The sequence below is a fragment of the Pseudomonas sp. JUb42 genome, assembly GCF_024807945.1.
GTDB lineage: Bacteria > Pseudomonadota > Gammaproteobacteria > Pseudomonadales > Pseudomonadaceae > Aquipseudomonas.
On sequence record NZ_JANUFD010000010.1, the window covers coordinates 61,162 to 84,200 of the forward strand.

Consider the following 23,039-nt stretch of genomic DNA (forward strand, 5'->3'; position numbering starts at 1 on the left):
CTCACTACCTCAGCCGTTGGGCCCGACAGTCGCTACGATGGTGACTTGCTTGTTGTCCGGAATTTCCTGGTACGCCAGAACGTGCATGTTCGGTACGGCCAGTCGGCCAAAACGCGAGAGCATTGCACGGACGGGACCTGCGACCAGCAGAATCACCGGCTGACCCTGCATTTCCTGGCGCTGGGCAGCTTCGATCAGTGAACGCTGGAGCTTTTCAGCCATGCTCGGCTCGAGAAGAACGCCTTCTTCCTGACCCTGACCAGCCTTCTGCAAACTATTGAGCAATATTTGTTCCAACCTTGGCTCCAGCGTGATGACAGGCAGCTCCGGCTCAGTCCCCACGATGCTTTGCACGATTGCGCGGCTCAGACCGACCCGCACTGCCGCCACCAAAGCGGCGGTATCTTGACTCCGCGCCGCATTGTTGGCGATGGCCTCGGCGATGCTGCGGATGTCCCGCACCGGCACCTGCTCGGACAGCAGCGCCTGCAACACCTTGAGCAGCGCCGACAGCGAGAGGATCCCCGGCACCAGCTCTTCAGCCAGCTTCGGCGAGCTCTTGGACAGCAATTGCATCAGTTGCTGCACTTCCTCATGGCCGATCAGCTCATGAGAATGCTTGTAGAGAATTTGGTTCAAGTGCGTGGCGACCACGGTACTGGCGTCCACCACCGTGTAGCCGAGGGACTGCGCTTGAGGCCGCTGGCTGATTTCGATCCACACCGCTTCCAGACCGAATGCCGGATCCTTGGCAGTGATGCCGTTGAGCGTGCCGAACACCTGACCCGGGTTGATCGCCAGTTCGCGTTCCGGGTAGATCTCGGCTTCGGCCAGGGTCACACCCATTAGCGTCAGGCGATAGGCGCTGGGCGCCAGATCGAGGTTGTCGCGGATGTGCACGGTAGGCATGAGGAAGCCCAGCTCCTGGGACAGCTTCTTGCGCACGCCCTTGATCCGCGCCAGCAATTGTCCGCCCTGATTGCGATCCACCAAAGGAATCAGGCGGTAGCCCACTTCCAGACCGATCATGTCAATCGGCGTCACGTCATCCCAGCCCAGCTCCTTGGAGTCCTGGACCCGGGTCGGCGATGGCAGCAGTTCCTGTTGACGCTGAACCTCGGCCAGCGCCTGAACCTTGACCATATTCTGACGACGCCACAGCAGGTAGGCACCACCCAGCGCCAACATACCCATGCCGAGGAAAGAGAAGTGCGGCATGCCGGGCACCAGACCCATAACGATGATCAGGCCAGCAGCCACCACCAACGCCTTGGGCGTGGAGAACATCTGGCGACCGATCAGCTTGCCCATTTCTTCCGAACCGGAAGCTCGGGTCACCATGATCGCCGCAGCGGTGGACAACAGCAGTGATGGCAATTGCGCCACCAAACCGTCACCGATGGTCAACAACGCGTAGACCCTGGCCGCATCGGCGAAGCTCATGCCGTGCTGGAAGATACCGACCAGCATGCCGCCGATCAGGTTGATGAACAGAATCAGCAGACCGGCGATGGCGTCACCGCGCACGAACTTGCTGGCACCGTCCATGGAACCGTAGAACTCGGCCTCCTGCCCGACTTCAAGGCGGCGTGCCTTGGCCTGAGCCTGATCGATCAGGCCGGCATTGAGGTCGGCGTCGATCGCCATCTGCTTGCCCGGCATCGCGTCAAGGGTAAAGCGCGCGCTTACCTCGGAGATCCGCCCGGCACCCTTGGTAACCACGACGAAGTTGATGATCATAAGAATGGCGAAGACTACGGCACCGACCACGTAGTTGCCGCCGATCACCACTTCACCAAACGCCTGGATCACCTTACCGGCTGCGGCGTGACCATCCTGACCGTGAAGCATGACCACCCGGGTGGACGCCACGTTCAGCGCCAGGCGCAACAGGGTCGCAACCAGCAGGATGGTGGGGAATACCGAGAAATCCAGTGGCCGCAATGCGTATACGCAGACCAGCAGGACAACGATGGAAAGGGCGATGTTGAAGGTGAAGAACACGTCGAGCAAAAACGGCGGTATCGGCAACATCATCATTGCCAGCATGACCAACAGCAACAACGGTACGCCAAGCTGACCCTTGCCCAGGCCTGCCAGATTGCTGCGTGCGCTACTGATTAATTGAGAGCGATCCACCGATTCGTACCTGCGTGCTAAATCAAAAACTTGACGCTAGAAGCGACCTGATCAAGTTATTGCAAGAAGCTGTCCAACTATGCAGGAGAAGGCTGTAGGAAATATCCACTTGCAACACACCGAACCGGCCGGAGCAAGCGCGGGCCGAGAGTGGGAGCGAATTTATTCGCGAAGGCGGTACTACAGACTATGAAAATGCGTCGAATGTAATGGCCTCTTCGCGAATAAATTCGCCCCCACAGGATTCGCGACACAAACCGCCGTCGCAAAAACATCTGGACGCGTCAGGCGTCGCGCTGCAGATCCGGCGGGATGCTGATATCGCCCAGCGGCGTTGGGCGCTTGCCGCGACCGGCGTGGAATTGACGGATCTGATAGACATAGGCCAGCACCTGCGCCACGGCCAGATACAAGCCTGCCGGAATTTCCTGATCCAGCTCGGTACTGTAATAAATCGAACGCGCTAAGGCTGGCGACTCGAGAATCAGGACTTGATGCTGGGCCCCGATCTCACGAATTTTCAGGGCGATGAAGTCCGTACCCTTGGCCAGCAGCATCGGCGCCCCACCCTTCTCCGGGTCGTATTTGAGCGCCACGGCAAAGTGGGTCGGGTTGGTAATGATCACGTCGGCATCGGGAATCGACGAGAGCATGCGGCGCTGGGACAGCTCTTGCTGCAACTGGCGAATACGTTGCTTGACCTCGGGCCGACCGTCGCTGTCCTTGTGCTCATCGCGAATTTCCTGCTTGGTCATCAACAGCTTCTTGTGCCCCTCATAGATCTGGAACGGCACATCCACCGCAGCAATGATGATCAAGCCGCAGGCCATCCACAGGGCGCTCCAACCCACCACTTGCAGGCAGTGAATGATGGCCTGCTCAAGCGGTTCGTACCCGATGGCCATCAAGTCTTTCTGATCCTTGCGCAGGACCACCACCGCAACCGCAAGAATGATGCAGAACTTGGCCGTGGACTTGAGCAACTCGATCAAGGCATTGACCGAGACCATGCGTTTGAGCCCCGGCAAGGGGTTCATGCGGGCAAAGTTGGGCGCCAGGGCCGATGTAGTAAACATCCAGCCGCCCAACAGGATCGGGCCGATCAGGGCCGCCAGCACCATGGTCAGCATGAACGGCTGCATGGCTATCAGCGCTTCCTTGACCGCCGCCAGGAGGAAGCGGGTCATGTAGGTGTGATCCATGATCATTTCGCGACTGATGGTGAAACTGGTGCGCATCACCGTCATGAACATCTGCGCAATGCCCGCGCCAAACACCAGCAGGCCCCAGGTCCCGGCGATCATCAACACCAGATTGCTCAGCTCCTTGGAGCGAACGATTTCACCTTTTTCCCGGGAGTCCCTGACCCGTTTGTCCGTGGGGTCCTCTGTCTTGTCCTGGCCATTCTCGTTCTCGGCCATATCAGCGGGCTCCGACCATGCTTCGCAGGTACTGCAAGGCATCGACGGCCAGCGGCCGGTATTGATTGAGAATTTCCGCCATGCTGAGCCACAGGATCAGCATGCCGAGGACCAGGATCAGCGGGAAGCCGATGGAGAAGATATTCAACTGCGGCGCGGCCTTGGTCATCACCCCGAAGGCGATGTTGACGATCAGCAGCGCGGTGATGGCCGGCAACACCAGCATCAGGCTGGCGCCCAACACCCAACTCAGGCGCATGACCAACTCCCAGATGTTGCCGGCATCGAAGGCCTGGCCCACCGGCAGCGTGGTGAAGCTTTCCACCAGCACTTCGAATACCACCAGATGGCCGTTCATGCCGAGGAACACCAGCGTCACCATCATGGTGAAAAACTGCCCGATCACCGCCACCGAAACGCCGTTGGTGGGGTCGACCATGGAAGCGAAGCCCATACCCATCTGAATCGCCACCACCTGCCCGGCGATCACAAAAGCCTGAAAGAACAGTTGCAGAGACAGCCCCATGGCCGCGCCGATGATGATCTGCTCACCGACCAGCAGCAGCGCACTCAGGTCAAGCGCCTGAACCGGTGGCATGGGCGGCAGGCTGGGAGCGATGGCAACGGTGATCGCCAGCGCGGCGTACATACGCACCCGGCGCGGTACCAGGGTTGTACCGAAAATCGGCATGGTGCTGAGCAGGGCAATGATACGAAACAGCGGCAACAGGAAGGCGGCGACCCAGGTACTGATCTGGGTATCGGTCAACGCCAGGACGGAGGGCATGGATGATCAGCCGATCACGTTCGGAATGCTGCCGTACAACGACAGGATGTATTCCATGAACATTTTCAGCAGCCACGGGCCAATGACGATCAGGGTGATCAGCATCACCAACAGGCGCGGCAGAAAGCTCAGGGTCTGTTCGTTGATCTGGGTCGCGGCCTGAAAGATCGCCACCAACAGCCCGACCAGCAGGCTCGGCACCACCAGAATCGCAACCAGCATGGTGGTCAGCCACAGGGCCTGACGGAAAATATCGACGGCAACTTCCGGAGTCATGGGGCCACCCTCTCATCAACCAACGCATAACAGGTTGAAATAACTGCTCTGTGTGGGAGCGAATTCATTCGCGAAAGCGAGTTTACGGGCAACACACATGCGCCGGATGTACTGGCCCCTTCGCGAATGAATTCGCTCCCACACTTCGCTCCTGGCTGACCCCGCTTCATGGCGACACACCACCAAAACTACTGGCCAGGGTGCCGATGATCAGCGCCCAGCCATCGATCAGCACGAACAGCATGATCTTGAACGGCAGGGAAATGATCAGTGGCGACAGCATCATCATACCCATGGCCATCAGCACACTGGCGACCACCAGGTCGATGACCAGAAACGGAATGAAGATCATGAAACCGATCTGGAACGCGGTCTTGAGTTCGGAAATCACAAAGGCCGGCACCAGGATATTCAGCGGCGCCTGATCCGGCGTGGCGATATCGGTGCGCTTGGACAGGCGCATGAACAGCTCGAGGTCGCTGGTGCGGGTCTGCGCCAGCATGAAGTCCTTGATCGGCACCTGGGCTTTTACAAAGGCGTCCTGGGCGGTCATTTTCTCGGCCAGATACGGCTGCAAGGCATCCTGATTAACCCGATCGAACACCGGCCCCATGATGAACAGGGTCAGAAACAAGGCCATGCCGGTCATGATCTGGTTGGACGGCGTCTGTTGCAGGCCCAGGGCCTGACGCAGAATCGAGAAGACGATGATGATCCGGGTAAAACTGGTCATCAGCATGACGAACGCCGGAATAAAGCTCAGCGCAGTCATGATCAGCAGAATTTGCAGGCTGACCGAGTATTCCTGCTGGCCATTGGCGCCGGTGGCCAGGGTAATCGCCGGGATCGACAATAAGTCGGGCCCGGCCGCAAAGGCCGCAGGCGCCGCCAGAACCAGCAACAGCAGCAATAGAATGCGCGACATCACTTCTTGTCGTCCTTTTGATCCTTGCCCAGCAGCTCCATCAGGCGCTGGGCGAATTCCTGCGTCGCAGGCTGCCTCACCGGCGCCGTCACCGACTCCTTGAGCACATGCAGCGGCGTGATCCGACCCGGGGTGATGCCCAGCAGAATCTGCTCGCTACCGACCTGGACCAACACCAGACGATCGCGCGGACCAATGGCCCGGGAACTGAGCAGCTCGATAAGCTGCCCATTGGCTGGGCCGACCCGCTGGACCCGACGCATCGCCCAGGCCAGCAGGAAAATCAGGCCGATTACCAGCAACAGGCCGAGGACCATCTGCGTCAACTGCCCGCCCAGCCCCGTGCCCATAGCGTTAGCCGCTGGCGCCACCGCTGATGCCGCAGGCGCCGCAGCAGACGACGCAGCGACCACAGCCGGTGTCGCCGCCACAGGTTCCGCCGCACCGGCCAGCAATGGCAAACTCAGGCACAGAGACAGAAGCACACCCTGGAAACGCTTCACTCAGCGCAACTTCTTGATACGTTCACTCGGGCTGATCACGTCCGTCAGGCGAATGCCGAACTTCTCGTTGACCACCACCACCTCGCCATGGGCGATCAGGGTGCCGTTGACCAGTACGTCCAGCGGCTCGCCCGCCAGGCGGTCGAGTTCGATGACCGAGCCCTGGTTGAGCTGCAACAGGTTACGGATGTTGATGTCGGTGCTGCCCACTTCCATGGAGATCGACACCGGAATGTCGAGAATCACATCCAGGTTGGGACCATCCAGGGTAACCGGGTTGTTGTTTTTCGGCACACCGCCAAACTCTTCCATCGCCATGCGACTGGAGGAAGAGTGGCCTTCATCAGCTGCCAGCAGTGCGTCGATATCTGCCTGGCCACCTTCACCGGATTCACCCAGTGCAGCTGCCCATTCATCAGCCAACGCCTGATCTTCTGCAGACGTGATTTCGTTTTCATCAGCCATCGGTTGTCCTCGACAAGCATTAATTCATGGTCATAGCAAAATAACGGTACAGGCCCGAAGGCTCAGCGCCGCTCTATCGGTTCTATTACCTGCAAGGCCAGGTTGCCTTTGTGCGAGCCCAGCTTGACCTTGAATGACGGCACGCCATTGGCGCGCATCACCAGGTGTTCAGGCAGCTCCACGGGAATCACATCGCCAGGCTGCATGTGCAGAATATCGCGCAGCAACAATTGCCGACGAGCGACCACAGCGCTGAGCGGGACAGCAACGTCCAGCACGTCTTCCTTGAGCGCCTTGACCCAGCGCTCGTCCTGGTCGTCCAGGTCCGACTGGAAACCGGCGTCGAGCATCTCGCGCACCGGCTCGATCATAGAATACGGCATGGTCACATGCAGATCACCGCCACCACCGTCGAGCTCAATGTGGAAGGTCGAGACCACCACCGCCTCGCTCGGGCCGACGATGTTGGCCATGGCCGGGTTCACTTCCGAGTTGATGTACTCGAAGTGCACTTCCATGATCGCCTGCCAGGCCTCCTTGAGGTCGATGAACGCCTGATCCAGCACCATGCGTACGACGCGCAGCTCGGTCGGGGTGAATTCACGCCCCTCGATCTTGGCGTGACGACCGTCACCGCCGAAGAAGTTGTCCACCAGCTTGAACACCAGCTTGGCGTCAAGGATGAACAGAGCCGTACCGCGCAGCGGCTTGAGCTTGACCAGGTTGAGACTGGTCGGCACGTACAGCGAGTGAATGTACTCGCCGAACTTCATGACCTGTACGCCGCCCACCGCCACGTCCGCCGAACGGCGCAGCAGGTTGAACATGCTGATGCGGGTGTAGCGGGCGAAACGCTCGTTGATCATTTCCAGGGTCGGCATGCGCCCCCGGACAATCCGGTCCTGGCTGGTCAGGTCGTAACTTTTGATGCTGCCAGGCTCGGCAGCGCTCTCGGTCTGGACCAGCCCGTCATCGACACCGTGTAAAAGGGCGTCGATTTCATCCTGGGACAGCAGGTCTTGCACGGCCATGTCGTGGTCCTACTGCAATACGAAGTTAGTGAACAGCAACTGCTCGATGACAGTCTTGCCGAGTTCTTTCTGGGCCACTTCCTGCACGCTGGCGGTGGCTTTCTGACGCAGCATTTCCTGGCCGATCGGGGTCGACAGCTGCTCGAACGGCAGCCCCGCGAACAGCATGACCAGGTTATTGCGAATGACCGGCATATGCACTTTCAGCGCTTCAAGGTCTGCGGCATTACGGGCCAGCATGGTGATGCTCACCTGCATGTAGCGGGTGCGCCCACCTGAACTGAAGTTCACCACGAAGGCCGGTGTCAGCGCCTCGAACACCGCCGGGTGCTTGGCGTTAGCCTCGGCGGCGGCAACGGCGGCAGGGTCTGGCTTGCTGTCAGCCTTGTGCACAAAGTACCAGGTCGCACCTACCGACAAGCCTATGGCCAGCAGCAAGGCGACTACGGCGACGATGATGAGCTTGAGTTTGCCTTTGGATGCGGGGTCTTTAACTGCTGCTTCGCTCTTCGCCATGCCAATAATCCGTCACTATTCGAGGGGTTCGCTGATGCGTGACAGAGGGGCAGCAAGTGTTATGCCAGAGTAATACATTTTTTAAGCAATTAAAGATGCAGAGGGCAATTCAGAGGAAGAACAGCACGCTACGAATGATGATTGTGGGAGCGAATTCATTCGCGATAGCGGTAATGTGATCAACAGAAGATGTGTCGACCGTGCCGACCTTTTCGCGAATGAATTCGCTCCCACAATTGGCTACCGCATGATTCGATTCCACCCTGTCGCCTGCTTATATCGCGACAGGGTGAGATCCCAATTGCGCGCAATTGATCAGGCGTAATAATCCACTTCACTGGTGCCAATGACCCGCGTCGCCGGCTGACTCAAAGGAATCGCCGCATCGGCAATGGCACTGTCATCGGAGGTACCGTCGCCTGAACCCGAGCCACCGTTACGACTGCCCGAACCGGAACGCTGGGCGTTGGCAGCCTGCTCTTCCTGAGCCTGCTGTTGCTGGGACTGTTGGCGCGACTGGTCGGCGACGCTGACGTCGACCTGACCCAGGCCTTGCTGGTTGAACGACTCACGCAATTTGCCCATCTGGCTTTCCAGCGCTTCACGAACACCCACATGAGCACTCATGAAGGTCACTTGAGTCTGCTGGTCCTGAGCCATGTTGACGCGGATATCCAGGCGACCCAACTCAGCAGGCTCCAGTTGAATCTGCGCCGACTTGAGGTTCTGACTCGACAGATACATGACCCGATCCACAACACCTTCGCTCCAGCCGCTCTGGTGCATGGCCAGCGGCTGGTTGATCAGCGGTGCAGCAGAGGCGGCAGCTGGCACCTTGGCCTGTTGCGCCGCCTGGCTCATGGCCGCCAGGCGATCAGCGAAGTTATCCACGCGCGTGTCGGTCGCCGCAGCCTGACCATCCTTGAGGCCGCCATCAATGACACTGCCGAAGGATTTGTCGCTGCTCTCCGTACTGCTCTTCTGCACCGGCAACTGGTCAGCCAGAGCCGTCAGGTTATTGGCGACGTTCTGCGAAGGATCGACATTGCCAGTATCAGCCGGGGTCTTGCCGGTCTTGGCCGTCGTGTTGGTCAACTGCGCAGTCTGGGTTGTGGACTGGGCCTTGGCATTGGCGTTCTCCAATGCCAGTTGTACGGCCGACAGCCCTTCCAGCGGATCGGCATACGGATCGAACGGTTTTTCGCCAGCAGGCGGCGTGACCTGGGCAACCGGTGTCGGCGTAGTCGCCTGCGACACAGTGGTTGCCGCTGCAGCTGCGGCCGAGGCGGCCGAGGGATCAACCACCGGCTTGGGTGTTACATCCACCACCGGCTCTACCGGTGGCTGGGCGGCAGCCTGGGCAGCCAGTGCCAGCAAGGCCGGATCCTGGGTCGGATCGACCACCGGCAACGTCGGGTCGGGTGCCGCATCGGTTAACAAAGAAGGATCAACGGGCGCGGGGCTGCTGTCGTCGCTTTTCTGATCGGAACTTGCCACCGGTGTGACAGGCAAGGTATTGCCGCTATCGGCAACCGTTGACTGCGTGGACGTCGTCTTGTCGTCACTGGCAGGCTTGTCCTTGTCGGCCACAGCCTTGCTCTTCTCGGCCGGTGCCTTGTCACGCACGGTCTTGCTCGGCGTGTCACGCTCGTCTGTCGACTTGACCTTAGCCTGCTTGGAATAGACGTCGGAGAAGCTGGAAGCATTGTCCTTGCTGGTTTCTACAGCCTTGCTCGACTGGATGGCCGAGGCCGCCTTGGTCGTGGCAGTAGCATTGGTCTGAAGAAGAGCATTGGGGGCAAGTGGCATGTCGGTCTCCGCATGAGCAGCTGGTTACCAGAACTAATAGCAAAGTCCGGGCCAGTTTCAGATATCAGAGAATTAAACGCCGAATAAACACTCAGGACTGCGCAGTCAGCAGTTGTCGCTCGGCATCGAACAGCCGCTTCACCGTCGCGTATTCGGTGGCGATACTGCCGATCAGCTCATCGAGGCCGACCACCTCGTGTCGGCGAGCCCGCTCTTCCAACTGGTGGCACAACTCGGACAGGCGCAAGGCCCCCATGTTACTGCTGCTGCCCTTTAAGCTGTGGGCGGTCATGCTCAACTCCTGCAGATCCATGTCTGGACCGCTGGCAGATTGGCGCAGCAGCGAAATACGCTGCTCGGCGTCACGGACAAATACATCGAGCAACGTGACGTACTCCCCCTCCATGACTTCCTGCAAGGTGCTGAGCACGTTGTAATCCAGATGAATGATCGACACTTGTTCACTCCTTGATCAAGAATCCGGGGATTATGCCACCGCCCCCCAGACAAACTCCACACAGGCAGTACGCCCGTCCATGGACCAGTGCGAGCAATCACTCAGCTCGCGAACCAGGCGCAGACCGCGCCCGTGCAACTCATCGACAACCGGTGCCCGCGCCAGCAGGTGTCCAGCATCGAACCCTGCACCGCTGTCCTCGACCCGGATCCGCAGGCAACCGCCCTCGCCAAGGGCAGACACATCAAGGTGCAGGCGAATAAACCCACTGTCCAATTGCGCCAAACGACTGTCGCGCTCCTGATAATAGCGAGCGAAACCGGCGCAATCGCGCTTCCACGCAGAATCGAGTCCCAGCACGCCATGCTCCAGAGCATTGCTATACAACTCGCTCAGCACACTGAATAACTCGCTGCTGCGCGCACGCAGGCCGCGCACTTCCAACAATAGCTGAAGCAGCCTGGGCAAGGGATTGAACCGACGCAGGGTCGAACCGCGAAACTCGAAGGTCAACGCCCAGTCCAGCGGGCTGAACTGACCATCATCATGCAGAGCGTGGCGATGCCCTTGCGCAGGAGGCAGGGTCAATGAGCCGATTTCCACCATGCTGACATCATCGCGCGCCTGACCGCCAAACGCGTTGAGCGCCTGTTGAATTTCATCAATCAGCAGATGTGGCTCGCGATTGGCGTCGAACACCTCATGCAGACGCTGCTCGCCAAACAGTCGCTCGTGCTGATCGCGGGTCTCGAGCACGCCATCAGACAACAGAAACAGCCGGTCTCCGACCCGGAACGGATGGACCTCGGTCGCCGCATCGAACGCTTCGACGCCAAGAACGCCGAGGGGTAGATGCCGGGAAACCAGCGGTATCCGCCCTCCTCCGGCCACCGGCAGCAGATAACCGTCAGGAAGGCCGCCGTTCCATACCTCAACCTGGCCCAGACGAAAATCCACGGACACCAATGTGGCGCAGCAGAACATGTCCACCGGCAGGATGCGCTTGAGCTTGGCGTTCATCTCGCGCAGGGTTTCCGCCAACCCGTAGCCCTTGCCGGTCATGCCATAGAACACCTCGGCCAGGGGCATTGCGCCAACGGCCGCCGGCAGCCCATGGCCGGTGAAATCCCCCAGCAACACATGCATGTCGCCCGCAGGCGTATAGGCGGCCAGCAACAGATCGCCGTTGAACAGCGCATAGGGCGATTGCAGGTAGCGAATATTCGCGGCATCCAGGCAGCCGGCATGGGCGACCTGATCAAACACCGCCTTGGCTACGCGCTGCTCGTTGAGCAGATACTCGTGGTGGCGGGAGATCAGGTCACGCTGCTGCAGCACGGTTTCCTGCAACAGGCGCAGACGGTTCATCGCGTTGATCTTCGCCGCCAGCACCACCGGGCTATAGGGCTTGGCGATAAAGTCGTCACCACCGGCATCCAGGCAACGGGCCAGGGCCTCACTTGAGGTCAGCGAGGTCAGGAAGATGATCGGCACCAGCGACTCGCCAGCCTTGTGCTTGATACGCCGGGCCGCTTCGAAGCCATCCATCACCGGCATCAGCGCATCCATCAGTACCATGTGCGGGCGCTCGGACTCGAACATCGCCACCGCTTCGGCACCGTTGCCTGCGCTGAGCACGCGATGCCCCTGGCGATGCACGATGGTCGACAATAGCAGGCGGTCGCTGGCGTTATCGTCAGCAATGAGAATGCACAGAGCCCCCGTCGAACTCTGCATGGATCAACCTATATGAAAGAGTTTCGAGAAATTGGAGATGGTCAGGATCTTGCGCACATCGCTGCTGCAATTGACCAGGCGGATTCGTGCATGCTCACCACCGGCGTGATCGCGCAACAGCAACAGCATGCCCAGGGCCGAGCTGTCGAGAAAGTTCACGGCCCCCAAGTCAACGATATAGCGCTGCTCACGCCCCAGTGATTCGTAGGCATTGCGAAAATCGTGATGAGCCTTGAAGTCGAAAGATCCCTCGATAAAGATCGTCAGCTCCTGAGCATCAGAAGACAGCAGGGAAGTAACCGGCATCGAAAGTATTCCTGAAATGAATGACCGTCGCCTGAGGAAGGTGTAGCACTGTCCTCAGGCGCCAGCAAATAAACGTCGGCCCTCCAGATTCCTCAATGGACCTGATGGCTGACAGGAGCGAATTGCGGGAGGCAAATGGTGGGAGCGAATTCATTCGCGAAGAGGTCGGTACATCCGACGCATTTGTGGCGTCTGGGATAACGCTTTCGCGAATGAATTCGCTCCCACAGATTTCACTCCTACAGAATTCACCCCACAGACTTCGGCCTCGCACATTGCGCACCTGTCAGAACGGCGAATGCCGCGGCAAACGCTGGGACAGTTCGTCCAGCAGCTTCTGCTCACGCTTGTCTTCCAGGGCACGGGCTTCATCTATGTAGCGCTGCACCAGTTTGCGCAGCCCCTCGACCCGGGCATAACACTGCTGCCAGGCATCTCGGGCCTTGTCCAGGTTGGCCTGGTGCCAGGCCAGGCTCTGTTTCTGCTGGCCAACGGCGGTTTCGAGCTGATTGAGAAAGCGCTGGTAATTCATCAGCCATTCCCCGGATACACCTTCCGAGCCCTTGCTGATCCACTGCAACTGGTAGTCATAGCGAAAGCGCTCAAGCTCGCCCAGTTTTCCTTCGGCAACACGCACCTGGCCCTGAAAATGGCCCAGGCGCTGGGCAGCGGTGCGCTCGGCGGACTCCGCCATTTCGACTACTGGCGCCAAGCGTGTTGCGCGACTCTGAGCCATGATTTATCAACCGCCTGGTGCGGGGCCGAATACGGCAGCCAACTGAGTACGACTGGTTTCCAGGCTTTCGTTGTCATTGAGGCCCTGACGCTGATAACGAACCAGCGCCGGGTGCAGGGAAATCGCCGTATCGGTTTCGCGGTCGCCACCGGCGACATAGGCACCGACACTGATCAGGTCGCGAGCCTGCTGATAACGCGACCACAACTGTTTGAAATACTGCGCCCGGGCCATATGGTCGGCGTCGACCACCGCAGGCATGACCCGACTGATGGACGCTTCGATATCAATAGCCGGGTAATGCCCCTCTTCGGCCAGGCGCCGCGACAGCACGATGTGGCCGTCGAGCACGCCGCGCGCCGAGTCGGCAATCGGATCCTGCTGATCGTCGCCTTCGGAAAGCACGGTATAGAAAGCGGTGATCGACCCACCCCCGGCCTCGGCATTACCGGCGCGCTCCACCAGCTTGGGCAGACGGGCGAACACCGATGGCGGATAACCCTTGGTTGCTGGCGGCTCACCAATAGCCAGGGCGATTTCCCGCTGGGCCTGGGCGAAACGGGTCAGGGAATCCATCAATAACAGGACGTTCTTGCCCTTGTCGCGGAAATATTCGGCAATGCGCGTGCAGTACATCGCGGCGCGCAGACGCATCAATGGCGCATCATCCGCAGGGGACGCCACCACCACCGAGCGCTTGAGACCTTCCTCGCCAAGAATATGCTCGATGAACTCCTTCACCTCGCGGCCCCGCTCGCCGATCAGGCCGACGACAATAATGTCGGCTTCGGTAAAGCGGGTCATCATCCCCAGCAGCACACTCTTACCCACGCCAGTACCGGCGAACAGGCCCAGACGCTGACCGCGGCCCACCGTCAATAATCCGTTGATGCAGCGAATCCCTACATCCAGCGGCTGGCTGATGGGGTTGCGCTTGAGCGGGTTGATCTGCGGGCCATCCATCGGCACCCAGTCTTCGGCCTTGAACTGGCCGCGCCCATCCAGGGGACGACCGGCGCCATCAAGAACGCGGCCGAGCATCGACATGCCCATGGGCAGGCGCCCGGTATCGGCCAGCGGCACGACTCGCGCACCGGGCGCGATACCGGCGACGCTGCCCACCGGCATCAGGAACACCTTGCCGCCGGAAAAGCCCATGACTTCGGCTTCGACTTCCACCGGATGATGACTGTCGTCGTTGATGACCACACAACGGCTGCCCATGGCGGCCCGCAAGCCTTCGGCTTCCAGGGTCAGGCCGACCATGCGCAGCAGGCGCCCTTCTACCACGGGCTGGGTCGGCAGGGAAATGGCTTCGGCATAAGCGCCGAAACGTTTGCCGAAACTGGTGCGATCAAGGCGCATCGTTGGCCTCGGTGGCCACTTGCGGGCTGGCCTTGGCAACGGGCGCTTCGAGATCGACATGCAGGTCGGCCGCCGCCGGGTGCATGGCCTGTTCGTGTTGCTGATCGTGCAGACGGGCGAAAGCCTGGCTGATGCGCGTCTCGATGCTGGCATCGATACGACTGTGTTCGGTTTCGATCCGGCAGCCGCCCGGCAGCAAGGTATCGTCTTCGAGAATCCGCCAGTTTTCCTCATGCCGCTCGCGCAAGGCCTTGGCCAGCAGGAAGTCCTGAGGATTGACGAAGATGCGGATGTTATTGGCGCCCATGGGCAGCAATTTCAGGGCATCACGCAAGACGTGAGCGATCTGCTGCGAGTCGGTCTGCAACTCACGCTGAATCACTTGCCGGGCAATATGCTCGACCAGGCCGATGATGTGCTTTTCGATCTGCGCATCTTGCCCGGCAATGGGCTCGAGCAAATGCGTCATCAGCTCTTCCAGGCTGGCGATCTTGGCCGCCAGGGCCACCTCGGCCTCCTGGCGAACCTTAAGCTGGGTGCTGTGGAAGCCTTCTTTCTCACCCGTGGCAAAGCCTTCATTCCAGGCGTCCTGGCGAATGCTCTCCAACTCTTCGAGGGTCAGCGGCTGGACTTCCTCCAGCGGCACTTCCTCGCTTTCGATCGGTTCTTCAACAACCGGTTCGGGCTCGGGCTCAGGCTCCGGGACATGCGGGTCGAAACTGGGCAAGGACCATACGTCCAGACCAATAAGGTCCTTGGCCCGGATCAGCTCGCTGGCCGGTTCTTTCTTGGACATGCTGGATCCTTAGATCATTTCCTCGCCGCCTTTGCCGCCGAGAACGATCTCCCCGGCCTCGGCCATACGGCGAGCAATGGTGAGGATTTCTTTCTGTGCGGTTTCCACGTCGCTGACTCGCACCGGACCTTTTGCCTCCAGGTCGTCGCGCAGCAGCTCGGCGGCACGCTTGGACATGTTCTTGAAGATTTTTTCCTTGATCGCTTCGTCCGAACCCTTGAGGGCAAGGACCAGCACGTCCGAGGACACTTCGCGCAACAGTGCCTGGATACCGCGGTCGTCGACATCGGCCAGGTTGTTGAACACGAACATGAGGTCTTCGATCTGTACCGACAGGTCCTCGTCGATCTCGCGGATCGAGTCCATAAGGGTGCCTTCGACGGAGCTGTCGAGGAAGTTCATGATATCGGCAGCCCGCTTGATACCGCCCAGCGTGGTACGGGACGTATTGGCGTTGCCGGAGAATTGCTTCTCGAGAATCTGGTTCAGCTCTTTGAGTGCCGCAGGTTGCACGGTATTGAGCGATGATACGCGCAGGATGATATCCAGGCGCACCTTGTGATCGAAATGGCCAAGGACTTCACCGGCCTGGTCCGGGTCCAGATAAGCCACAACGATGGCCTGAATCTGCGGGTGCTCGTAGCGGATAACGTCGGCGACCGCGCGTGGCTCCATCCATTTTAGACTGTCCAGGCCGCTGGTGTTGCCACCGAGCAGGATGCGGTCGATCAGGCCGTTGGCCTTGTCTTCGCCCAGGGCCTGGGTGAGCATTTTGCGGATATAGCCGTCGGAACCGACGCCCAGGCTGGTCTGATCGCCGACGATGTCGACGAACTCGCTCATCACCTCTTCGACCTGCTCACGATGCACGTTGCGCATCTGGGCCATGGCCACGCCGACCTTCTGGACCTCCTTGGGTCCCATGTGACGCAGCACCTGGGCCGCATCGGTTTCACCCAGCGACAGCAGCAGCACGGCGGCCTTGTCGACTTTGGTCAGCTTGGTTACGAGCGCACGATCATTCATCTGCGTTAATCCACTCTTTCACGACCTGGGCCACACGACCCGGATCTTCGGCCACCAGACTCTTGATTGCGTTCAGCTGTGCGTCATAACCCTCGCTCGGGCTAGGCAACAGAATACTTTGCGGACCACCCAGGCTGACGCGGTCGTTGGACAGTTCGCCGTCGTGACCGATGCCGCCCATGCCACCGCCCAGCTCGGAATCGCCGAAACCATCGAGGTTCTTGCTCTTCGGATTGGTGATGTTGTTCAGCACCGGACGCAGTACGCCGAAGACCAGAATCAGGATGAAGATGACGCCCATGGCCTGCTTGACGATGTCCCAGAACCAGGGTTGCGAGTAGAACGGAATATCCGGGATCACTTCGCCACGTTCGGTGGAGAACGGCACGTTGACTACGCTGACGCTGTCGCCGCGGCTGGCGTCGAAACCGACGGCGTCCTGCACCAGGCGAGTGAAGCGCGCCAATTGATCGGCAGTCCATGGCGAGCGGGTGGTTTCACCGTTGGCCGCGTTGATCTTGACCTGGTCATCCACCACTACTGCAACCGACAGACGCGTCAGACGACCCTGCTGCTGCTTGGTGTGGCTGATGGAACGGTCCAGCTCGAAGTTCTTGGTCGACTGCACACGCTTGTCAGCCGGGTATGGCGCCAGAGCGGGCTGGCCGGTGGCCGGATCCATGATCTGCTGACCGTTGGCATCAACCAGTGGCTGACCCGGAGCAATGGCCGGCGCTGCACCACCTGCTGCACCACCGGTAGTCTGCGGTGCGGTGGCCGGACCTGGAGGCTGGTTGCTCAGGGCGCCCGGCACACCTTGCGGGCCGGAACTGGCCGAGCGCTGCTCATTGACCGACTGCTCGCTGCGCAGGGCAGGCTGATCGGGATTGAAGCTTTCGGCGGTCGATTCGACGGCACTGAAATCCACATCGGCCGACACTTCAGCCTTGTAGCGGTCATTGCCCAGCACCGGTTGCAGGATGTTCTGCACACGCTGAGTGAGCATGCCTTCCATGCGGCGGGTGTAGTCGAATTGCTTGCCAGCCATGGTCAATTCGTTGTTTTCGCCCAGGTCGGAGAGCAAGGTGCCCTTCTGATCGACCACGGTGATCTGCGATTTGCTCAGCTCAGGCACACTGGTGGCGACCAGGTTGACGATGGCCATGACCTGGCTCGGCTCCAGAGAGCGGCCTGCATAGAGTTCAACCAGAATCGAAGCGCTTGGCTTGCGTTCGTCACGCACGAATACCGAGCTTTTCGGAATGGCCAGGTGCACCCGTGCAGCCTTGATGTTGTTCAGGCTGGAAATAGTCCGAGCCAGTTCACCTTCGAGGCCGCGACGATAGCGGGTGGCTTCCATGAACTGGCTGGTGCCCAGGCCCTGGTCCTTGTCGAGGATTTCAAAGCCGACGTTGCCGTCGTTCTGGGAAATACCGGCACCGGCAAGCTTGATGCGCGCACGGCCGAGGTCCTCGGACTTGACCAGCAAAGCGCCGGAATTGGGTTCGACCGTGTAGGGAATATCCGCCTGGGTCAGGGTGTCAATGACCTGCTTGGCATCCATCCCGGTCATGCTGCCATAAAGCGGCTTGTAATCAGGCTGCTGCGACCAGAGGACCACGGCAAAGCCAATCGCCACGCTCGCTGCCAGACCGACCATAAGGCCGACCTGACGCAACATGGTCATCTCGGAGAGATTTTCCAGAAACGCCATGCCGAACAACGGCGGCTTGCTGGATGGGGCGCCGGACTTGGCCGGTACGCTATCGGCGATTGCATCTGCCATGACTCAATACGTCCTTAAACCGGCATCTGCATGATGTCTTGGTAAGCCTGAACCAGCTTGTTACGCACCTGGGTCAAGGCCTGAAAGGAAACGGCGGCTTTCTGCGACGAGATCATCACGTCGGTCAGGTCGACACCGGTCTTGCCGATTTCGAAGGCGTTGGCCAATTGGCTGGACGCCTGTTGCGTGTCGTTGACCTTGTTCACGGCCTGACCAAGCATGTCGGCAAAGCTGCTGCCGCCCACGTTTTGCGCTTCGGTAGTCTTGGGTGCAGACATCGCTTCCATTTGCATGGAGCGCATATCCAACATCAAGCGATTAAATTCAACACCTTGGCTCATGGACGTATCTCTCGTTAAGGCCGCAATTTTTTGACACCGATCAAGCGGTCACTAAAGTCATAGCAACAAGAGTGCCAGCTAAATAAAGGCAAAAGGCCATCTTTGAACTTAAAACCGTTGTCGCGGTATGACTGACCGCACGACAACCCGAGCATCTCGATGCATTGCGCCACACCCCCGTAAATCCGGGACCTGCAGCGCAGGCAAAATTTTCTGTAGCCCTTCCTTGCGATGTACGCAGGGCAAACTCTATCGGATGCACATTACGTCGCGAATAAATAAGCTTCTACATCCATGCCCGCGTCGCGCATCTGTGCCAGCTTGTAGCGCAGCGTACGGGGGCTGATCCCCAGGCGCTCGGCGGCTTCCTTACGGCGACCGCGCTCAGCGCGCAGGGTATCGATAATCATCTGGAATTCGCGCCGACGCAGATCGTCACCCAGGCCGCCCGCCGACTCACCGGCGCCCATCTCCACTGGCAGGCTATCGGCCGCCACGGCCACAGGCTGAGGCGCAATCGCAGCTTTTGCCAGCGGCGCGCAGGTCACCGGCCCTACCAGACAGAAGTCTTCAGCCTGAATAACCCCGCCCTGCTGCAAAATCAGCGCTCGCTGCACAGCATTGTCCAATTCCCGCACATTGCCCGGCCAAGCGTAACCCACCAGACACGCCTGAGCATCGGCCGATAGTCGTACTGGCGCATGTTTCATTTTATTGACGTGCTTGGTCAACAATCGCTCGGCCAGTGGCAGGATGTCGGCAGTTCGTTGACGCAGAGGCTGCCAGGCCAGCGGAAACACGGAAAGGCGATAGTACAGATCCTCACGGAAACGCCCTGCCGCCACTTCACCGGCCAGATCACGGTTGGTCGTGGCCAGTACGCGGATATCCAGGTTGATCGGTTTGCGCGCGCCCACCCGCTCCACTTCCCGCTCCTGCAGCACCCGCAGTAGCTTGGCTTGCAGGCCCATGGGCATTTCGGAAATCTCGTCGAGCAGGATGGTCCCGCCGTCAGCCTGTTCGAATTTGCCCGCCTGGGCAGCAATGGCGCCGGTGAACGAACCCTTCTCATGACCGAACAGCGTCGCTTCGAGCATGTTGTCGGGGATCGCCGCGCAATTGATGGCAATGAAAGGTTTGCTGGCACGGGGCGAGTTCTGATGAATGAAACGCGCCAGTACTTCCTTGCCAGTGCCCGACTCGCCGGAAATCAGCACCGTCGAATCGCTTTTCGCGACCCGACTGGCCAGATTGAGCAACTGCGCACTGGCAGGCTCGACCGCAATCGGCCCTTCACTTTTATCCACAGGCCCGAGAAACCCAAGGGCATGCCGCGCCACCAGGGCCACAAGCGCCTTGGGTTCGAACGGTTTGACCAGATAATCGGCAGCGCCCTGGCGCATGGCATCCACGGCACGATCCACAGCGCCATGAGCGGTCATCAGCAGCACCGGCAATTGCGGATGGCGGCTGCGCAAAGCGCTCAGCAGCTGATGGCCATCCATACCCGGCATGTTGACGTCGCTGAGCACCAGGCTGAAAGACTCGTCGGCAGCCGCACTCAAGGCTTCTTCCGCCGAACCTACTGCGTGATAGTCATGACCGGCCAGCTCCAGGGTTTCCCCCAGCGCCTCGCGCAACGCCCGATCGTCCTCGACCAGCAATACCTTGATCATCAGTGTGTGTCCGCCGCGCTGGCCGGGATCAGTGGCAAGGTCACAATGGCACACGTACCGCGCCCCAGACGCGAGCGGTACTGAACGATGCCCTGATGAGCACGGGTCACTGCCATCACCACCGCCAGCCCCAGGCCGGTGCCGGTGGTCTTGGTGGTAAAGAACGGCTCACCAATGCGCGCCAGGGCAGCAGCATCAATGCCACTGCCGTTATCACTGACGCACAGCCGCAGTGTGTTGCCGCGGCTATAAGCGTGAACCTTCAGGCGCGCAGGCGCACTGCTGGCCTGAATGGCGTTTTCGATCAGATTGAGCAACGCGCCGACCAGCGTGTCACGATTGCACAGCACTTCGCCGTCGCGGGTGTCGCATTGCCAACGCACCTGGACATCCTGCACATGGGTCTGAGCGGCGGTCTGCAATGCCTGAAACAGCGCGTCAGGTGGCAGGCGATCAGTCAGCGGCAGCTCGCCACGGGCGAACACCAGCATATCGCGCACCTGATGCTCCAGCTCGTGCAGGCGCTCCTTGAGGCGCCCGGCAAAACGCTGTTGCGTCGCTGCAGGCAGCTCCTGCTCCAGCAGGTGACTCGCGTAGATCAACGCGGCCGACAGTGGCGTGCGAATCTGATGCGCCAGGGACGCAACCATGCGCCCCAGGGACGACAGACGCTCATGACGCGCGAGCTGATCCTGCAAATGGCGGGTTTCCGTCAGGTCGTTGAGCAACACCAACTGGCCAGGCTCGGCATCCAGGGAACGGGTGGCGATGGACAGACGACGACCGTCCTTGAGAGAAACTTCATGACCGTCATCCTCGCGAGGCGCAAAGCAGCGGCTGATGACATGGCGCCACAGCTCACCGATCAGTGGCTGCCCGAGCAGATCGATTGCCGCCGGATTGGCCTCGCGGACCATGCCTGAGCCGTCGATCACGATCACCCCGCCCGGCAACAGATCGAGCAGGTTCTGCAGTTGATAAGCCAGGCGCTCTTTTTCCGCCAACTCTGCCATGCGCTGCGCACTGACCACCGCCAGCTCCCCCTTGAGCTCGGTGACCCGGGCTTCCAGCAGGCTGTAGGAATCAGTCAGTTGCGCAGACATCTGGTTAAACAGCAGGAAGGCCTGCTCAAGCCCTTGTCGGCTTTCCAGCTCAGGGGACTGCTGGGCTTCACCGGTAAGATCGGACGACGACTGGGCGGCCTGGGACATAAATAATCTCTCGCGTGGCGAACCGTCATTAAACGGTATGTTCAGGTAGAGACTTAGCAATCCCCGTGCCGAAAAAAAACCCCTGAAAATTCAGAGGTTTGATTTTTTACCGCGAGCCCAGGCGTCAATCATCCGCCTGTTCGTCACCTTCACGTCGGCTCATGCCGTACTTGCGCATCTTCTCCACCAGGGTGGTACGACGGATGCGCAGGCGTTCGGCGGCGCGGGCCACAATGCCATTGGCATCGTCCAGCGCCTGCTGAATCAGCCCTTGCTCAAGGCCACCCAGGTAGTCTTTGAGGTCCAGACCTTCGGGCGGCAGCATCGCCCCGGTGGCGAAGTTAGGCGTATGGCCGTTGATTGCCACGCGTTCTTCCAGATCGCTACGCAGGCTGTCGACCATCTGCTCGTCTTCATCATCGACATAGCGGAATTTCTTCGGCAGCTCAGCCACGCCAATCACACCATAGGGATGCATGATCGCCATGCGCTCCACCAGGTTGGCCAGCTCACGGACGTTGCCCGGCCAGCCGTGACGGCACAAGGACATGATCGCTGCCGAATTGAAACGGATCGAGCCGCGCTTTTCGTGCTCCATGCGCGAAATCAGCTCGTTCATCAGCAGCGGGATATCTTCCACGCGCTCACGCAACGGCGCCATTTCGATCGGGAACACATTGAGGCGGTAATACAGATCTTCACGGAAACTGCCCGTTTCGATCATGACCTCGAGATTCTTGTGGGTCGCGGCGATGATGCGCACGTCGACGCTCTGGGTCTTGTTGCTGCCCACGCGCTCGAAGGTGCGCTCCTGCAACACGCGCAGCAACTTGACCTGCATCGGCAGCGGCATGTCGCCGATTTCGTCGAGGAACAGCGTGCCGCCATTGGCCAGCTCGAAGCGGCCGGCACGGCTGGTGATGGCACCGGTGAACGCACCCTTCTCGTGACCGAACAGCTCGCTTTCGAGCAGCTCGGCCGGGATGGCGCCGCAGTTAACCGGAACGAAAGGCGCGTCGCGACGCTTGGAGTGATAGTGCAGGTTGCGCGCTACCACCTCCTTGCCGGTCCCGGATTCGCCGAGGATCAATACACTGGCGTCGGTGTCGGCAACCTGCTGCATCATTTGCCGGACGTGCTGAATCGCCCGGCTGGTGCCGACCAGACTGCGGAACAGGTTCGGTTCACGATGGCGGCCACGCTCGCGGGCCTGATCGTACATTTCGCGATAGACCTGGGCACGGTGCAGGGCATCCAGCAATTTGCTATAGCTCGGCGGCATTTCCAGGGTGGCCAGGACGCGACGGCGCAGGTCTTCGGGAAGGTCGACGGAAGAATTTTCGCCCATCAGCAAAACAGGAAGGAACTCATCCCATGCAGCGATGGTCTTAAGCAGTCCTTGAAGGCTGCCCGGCGCATTAACGCTGCCGACCAGTACGCAAAGGACTTCGCGGGTAGACGCCAAGGAACCGACAACCTGCTGCCAGTCTTGACTGGAACAGGACAAATTTTCTTCGCCAAGAAAATTCAGAATGACCGCCAGATCGCGGCGGCGCTGGCTATCGTCATCGATCAGCAGAATCTTGATTTCACGCCACATGCAATAGCAACTTCCCTAGTCAACTCAATGCCCATTGAGATGGGCAAGCTTGGCAATCCGGCCAAAATGGCTCTGGGACGCCAGAAAATAGTAACACCACTAGTTAAGTTATAAAACCACGCACAGTCAA

The 23,039-nt window shown here is 59.8% G+C and carries 22 protein-coding genes; all 22 read right to left on the reverse strand.

What is annotated here, in order from left to right:
* Positions 1–9: 9 nt before the first annotated feature.
* Positions 10–2,139 (reverse strand): flagellar biosynthesis protein FlhA, encoded by a 2,130-nt coding sequence (gene flhA / locus M2401_RS20140; protein ID WP_259105424.1) that lies wholly within the window; start codon positions 2,137–2,139, stop codon positions 10–12.
* Between the two features lie 284 nt (positions 2,140–2,423).
* Positions 2,424–3,560, reverse strand: coding sequence for a flagellar biosynthesis protein FlhB (gene flhB / locus M2401_RS20145; RefSeq protein ID WP_259105426.1), 1,137 nt, complete (start codon positions 3,558–3,560; stop codon positions 2,424–2,426).
* A 1-nt stretch (position 3,561) separates the two neighbouring features.
* Positions 3,562–4,347 carry a flagellar biosynthetic protein FliR gene (gene fliR, locus M2401_RS20150; RefSeq protein WP_259105428.1) on the reverse strand — a complete coding sequence of 262 codons (786 nt, stop codon included), beginning with the start codon at positions 4,345–4,347 and terminating at the stop codon, positions 3,562–3,564.
* Between the two features lie 6 nt (positions 4,348–4,353).
* Positions 4,354–4,623, reverse strand: a complete 270-nt coding sequence (gene fliQ / locus M2401_RS20155; RefSeq protein WP_259105430.1) for a flagellar biosynthesis protein FliQ — start codon at positions 4,621–4,623, stop codon at positions 4,354–4,356.
* Between the two features lie 166 nt (positions 4,624–4,789).
* Positions 4,790–5,548 carry a flagellar type III secretion system pore protein FliP gene (gene fliP, locus M2401_RS20160; protein WP_259105433.1) on the reverse strand — a complete coding sequence of 253 codons (759 nt, stop codon included), beginning with the start codon at positions 5,546–5,548 and terminating at the stop codon, positions 4,790–4,792.
* A complete protein-coding gene (gene fliO / locus M2401_RS20165; protein ID WP_259105435.1) occupies positions 5,548–6,051 on the reverse strand; it encodes a flagellar biosynthetic protein FliO in 504 nt (167 codons plus the stop codon). Before fliO ends, fliP begins: the two co-directional genes overlap by 1 nt.
* Positions 6,052–6,516: a flagellar motor switch protein FliN gene (gene fliN, locus M2401_RS20170; protein WP_259105437.1), complete on the reverse strand. Its 465-nt coding sequence runs from the start codon at positions 6,514–6,516 to the stop codon at positions 6,052–6,054. It abuts the gene before it with no gap.
* Between the two features lie 62 nt (positions 6,517–6,578).
* Positions 6,579–7,547 (reverse strand): flagellar motor switch protein FliM, encoded by a 969-nt coding sequence (gene fliM / locus M2401_RS20175; RefSeq protein ID WP_259105439.1) that lies wholly within the window; start codon positions 7,545–7,547, stop codon positions 6,579–6,581.
* Between the two features lie 9 nt (positions 7,548–7,556).
* The gene (gene fliL, locus M2401_RS20180) at positions 7,557–8,063 is read right to left on the reverse strand and encodes a flagellar basal body-associated protein FliL (protein WP_259105441.1); all 507 of its coding nucleotides are present in this window, start codon (positions 8,061–8,063) and stop codon (positions 7,557–7,559) included.
* Positions 8,064–8,378: 315 nt separating this feature from the next.
* Entirely contained in the window at positions 8,379–9,872 is a 1,494-nt protein-coding gene (locus M2401_RS20185) for a flagellar hook-length control protein FliK (RefSeq protein WP_259105442.1), read from the reverse strand.
* A 91-nt stretch (positions 9,873–9,963) separates the two neighbouring features.
* The gene (locus M2401_RS20190; protein WP_310504143.1) at positions 9,964–10,278 is read right to left on the reverse strand and encodes an Hpt domain-containing protein; all 315 of its coding nucleotides are present in this window, start codon (positions 10,276–10,278) and stop codon (positions 9,964–9,966) included.
* Positions 10,279–10,359: 81 nt separating this feature from the next.
* Complete coding sequence (locus M2401_RS20195) at positions 10,360–12,066, reverse strand: fused response regulator/phosphatase (protein ID WP_259105447.1); 1,707 nt, start codon at positions 12,064–12,066, stop codon at positions 10,360–10,362.
* A gap of 3 nt (positions 12,067–12,069) precedes the next feature.
* A complete protein-coding gene (locus tag M2401_RS20200) occupies positions 12,070–12,372 on the reverse strand; it encodes an STAS domain-containing protein (protein ID WP_259105448.1) in 303 nt (100 codons plus the stop codon).
* A gap of 286 nt (positions 12,373–12,658) precedes the next feature.
* Positions 12,659–13,108 (reverse strand): flagellar export protein FliJ, encoded by a 450-nt coding sequence (gene fliJ, locus M2401_RS20205; protein ID WP_259105450.1) that lies wholly within the window; start codon positions 13,106–13,108, stop codon positions 12,659–12,661.
* A gap of 6 nt (positions 13,109–13,114) precedes the next feature.
* Positions 13,115–14,473: a flagellar protein export ATPase FliI gene (gene fliI / locus M2401_RS20210; protein WP_259105451.1), complete on the reverse strand. Its 1,359-nt coding sequence runs from the start codon at positions 14,471–14,473 to the stop codon at positions 13,115–13,117.
* Complete coding sequence (gene fliH / locus M2401_RS20215) at positions 14,463–15,269, reverse strand: flagellar assembly protein FliH (RefSeq protein ID WP_259105453.1); 807 nt, start codon at positions 15,267–15,269, stop codon at positions 14,463–14,465. The genes fliI and fliH overlap by 11 nt, the downstream gene beginning before the upstream one ends.
* 9 nt (positions 15,270–15,278) lie before the next feature.
* A complete protein-coding gene (gene fliG / locus M2401_RS20220; protein ID WP_259105455.1) occupies positions 15,279–16,295 on the reverse strand; it encodes a flagellar motor switch protein FliG in 1,017 nt (338 codons plus the stop codon).
* On the reverse strand, positions 16,288–18,081 hold the full coding sequence (gene fliF, locus M2401_RS20225; RefSeq protein ID WP_259105457.1) for a flagellar basal-body MS-ring/collar protein FliF: 1,794 nt from the start codon (positions 18,079–18,081) through the stop codon (positions 16,288–16,290). Before fliF ends, fliG begins: the two co-directional genes overlap by 8 nt.
* Positions 18,082–18,095: 14 nt before the next feature.
* Positions 18,096–18,422 carry a flagellar hook-basal body complex protein FliE gene (gene fliE, locus M2401_RS20230; protein WP_259105458.1) on the reverse strand — a complete coding sequence of 109 codons (327 nt, stop codon included), beginning with the start codon at positions 18,420–18,422 and terminating at the stop codon, positions 18,096–18,098.
* A gap of 263 nt (positions 18,423–18,685) precedes the next feature.
* Positions 18,686–20,101: a sigma-54 dependent transcriptional regulator gene (locus M2401_RS20235; RefSeq protein ID WP_259105761.1), complete on the reverse strand. Its 1,416-nt coding sequence runs from the start codon at positions 20,099–20,101 to the stop codon at positions 18,686–18,688.
* A complete protein-coding gene (locus tag M2401_RS20240) occupies positions 20,098–21,309 on the reverse strand; it encodes a PAS domain-containing sensor histidine kinase (RefSeq protein ID WP_259105461.1) in 1,212 nt (403 codons plus the stop codon). The genes M2401_RS20235 and M2401_RS20240 overlap by 4 nt, the downstream gene beginning before the upstream one ends.
* A 124-nt stretch (positions 21,310–21,433) precedes the next feature.
* The gene (gene fleQ, locus M2401_RS20245; protein WP_259105462.1) at positions 21,434–22,909 is read right to left on the reverse strand and encodes a transcriptional regulator FleQ; all 1,476 of its coding nucleotides are present in this window, start codon (positions 22,907–22,909) and stop codon (positions 21,434–21,436) included.
* Between the last annotated feature and the right edge of the window lie 130 nt (positions 22,910–23,039).

Excerpts from the sequence above, each read along its gene's own strand:
- M2401_RS20190 (WP_310504143.1), bottom strand. The coding sequence starts at position 10,278 with ATGGAGGGGGAGTACGTCACGTTGCTCGATGTATTTGTCCGTGACGCC.
- fliP (WP_259105433.1), bottom strand. The coding sequence starts at position 5,548 with ATGTCGCGCATTCTATTGCTGCTGTTGCTGGTTCTGGCGGCGCCTGCG.
- M2401_RS20185 (WP_259105442.1), bottom strand. The coding sequence starts at position 9,872 with ATGCCACTTGCCCCCAATGCTCTTCTTCAGACCAATGCTACTGCCACG.
- fliN (WP_259105437.1), bottom strand. The coding sequence starts at position 6,516 with ATGGCTGATGAAAACGAAATCACGTCTGCAGAAGATCAGGCGTTGGCT.
- fliJ (WP_259105450.1), bottom strand. The coding sequence starts at position 13,108 with ATGGCTCAGAGTCGCGCAACACGCTTGGCGCCAGTAGTCGAAATGGCG.
- fliE (WP_259105458.1), bottom strand. The coding sequence starts at position 18,422 with ATGAGCCAAGGTGTTGAATTTAATCGCTTGATGTTGGATATGCGCTCC.
- fleQ (WP_259105462.1), bottom strand. The coding sequence starts at position 22,909 with ATGTGGCGTGAAATCAAGATTCTGCTGATCGATGACGATAGCCAGCGC.
- fliH (WP_259105453.1), bottom strand. The coding sequence starts at position 15,269 with ATGTCCAAGAAAGAACCGGCCAGCGAGCTGATCCGGGCCAAGGACCTT.
- fliG (WP_259105455.1), bottom strand. The coding sequence starts at position 16,295 with ATGAATGATCGTGCGCTCGTAACCAAGCTGACCAAAGTCGACAAGGCC.
- fliM (WP_259105439.1), bottom strand. The coding sequence starts at position 7,547 with ATGGCCGTGCAAGACCTGCTGTCCCAGGATGAAATCGACGCCCTTTTA.
- fliI (WP_259105451.1), bottom strand. The coding sequence starts at position 14,473 with ATGCGCCTTGATCGCACCAGTTTCGGCAAACGTTTCGGCGCTTATGCC.
- M2401_RS20195 (WP_259105447.1), bottom strand. The coding sequence starts at position 12,066 with ATGCAGAGTTCGACGGGGGCTCTGTGCATTCTCATTGCTGACGATAAC.
- fliL (WP_259105441.1), bottom strand. The coding sequence starts at position 8,063 with ATGGCGAAGAGCGAAGCAGCAGTTAAAGACCCCGCATCCAAAGGCAAA.
- fliQ (WP_259105430.1), bottom strand. The coding sequence starts at position 4,623 with ATGACTCCGGAAGTTGCCGTCGATATTTTCCGTCAGGCCCTGTGGCTG.
- flhB (WP_259105426.1), bottom strand. The coding sequence starts at position 3,560 with ATGGCCGAGAACGAGAATGGCCAGGACAAGACAGAGGACCCCACGGAC.
- M2401_RS20240 (WP_259105461.1), bottom strand. The coding sequence starts at position 21,309 with ATGTCCCAGGCCGCCCAGTCGTCGTCCGATCTTACCGGTGAAGCCCAG.
- M2401_RS20200 (WP_259105448.1), bottom strand. The coding sequence starts at position 12,372 with ATGCCGGTTACTTCCCTGCTGTCTTCTGATGCTCAGGAGCTGACGATC.
- fliF (WP_259105457.1), bottom strand. The coding sequence starts at position 18,081 with ATGGCAGATGCAATCGCCGATAGCGTACCGGCCAAGTCCGGCGCCCCA.
- fliR (WP_259105428.1), bottom strand. The coding sequence starts at position 4,347 with ATGCCCTCCGTCCTGGCGTTGACCGATACCCAGATCAGTACCTGGGTC.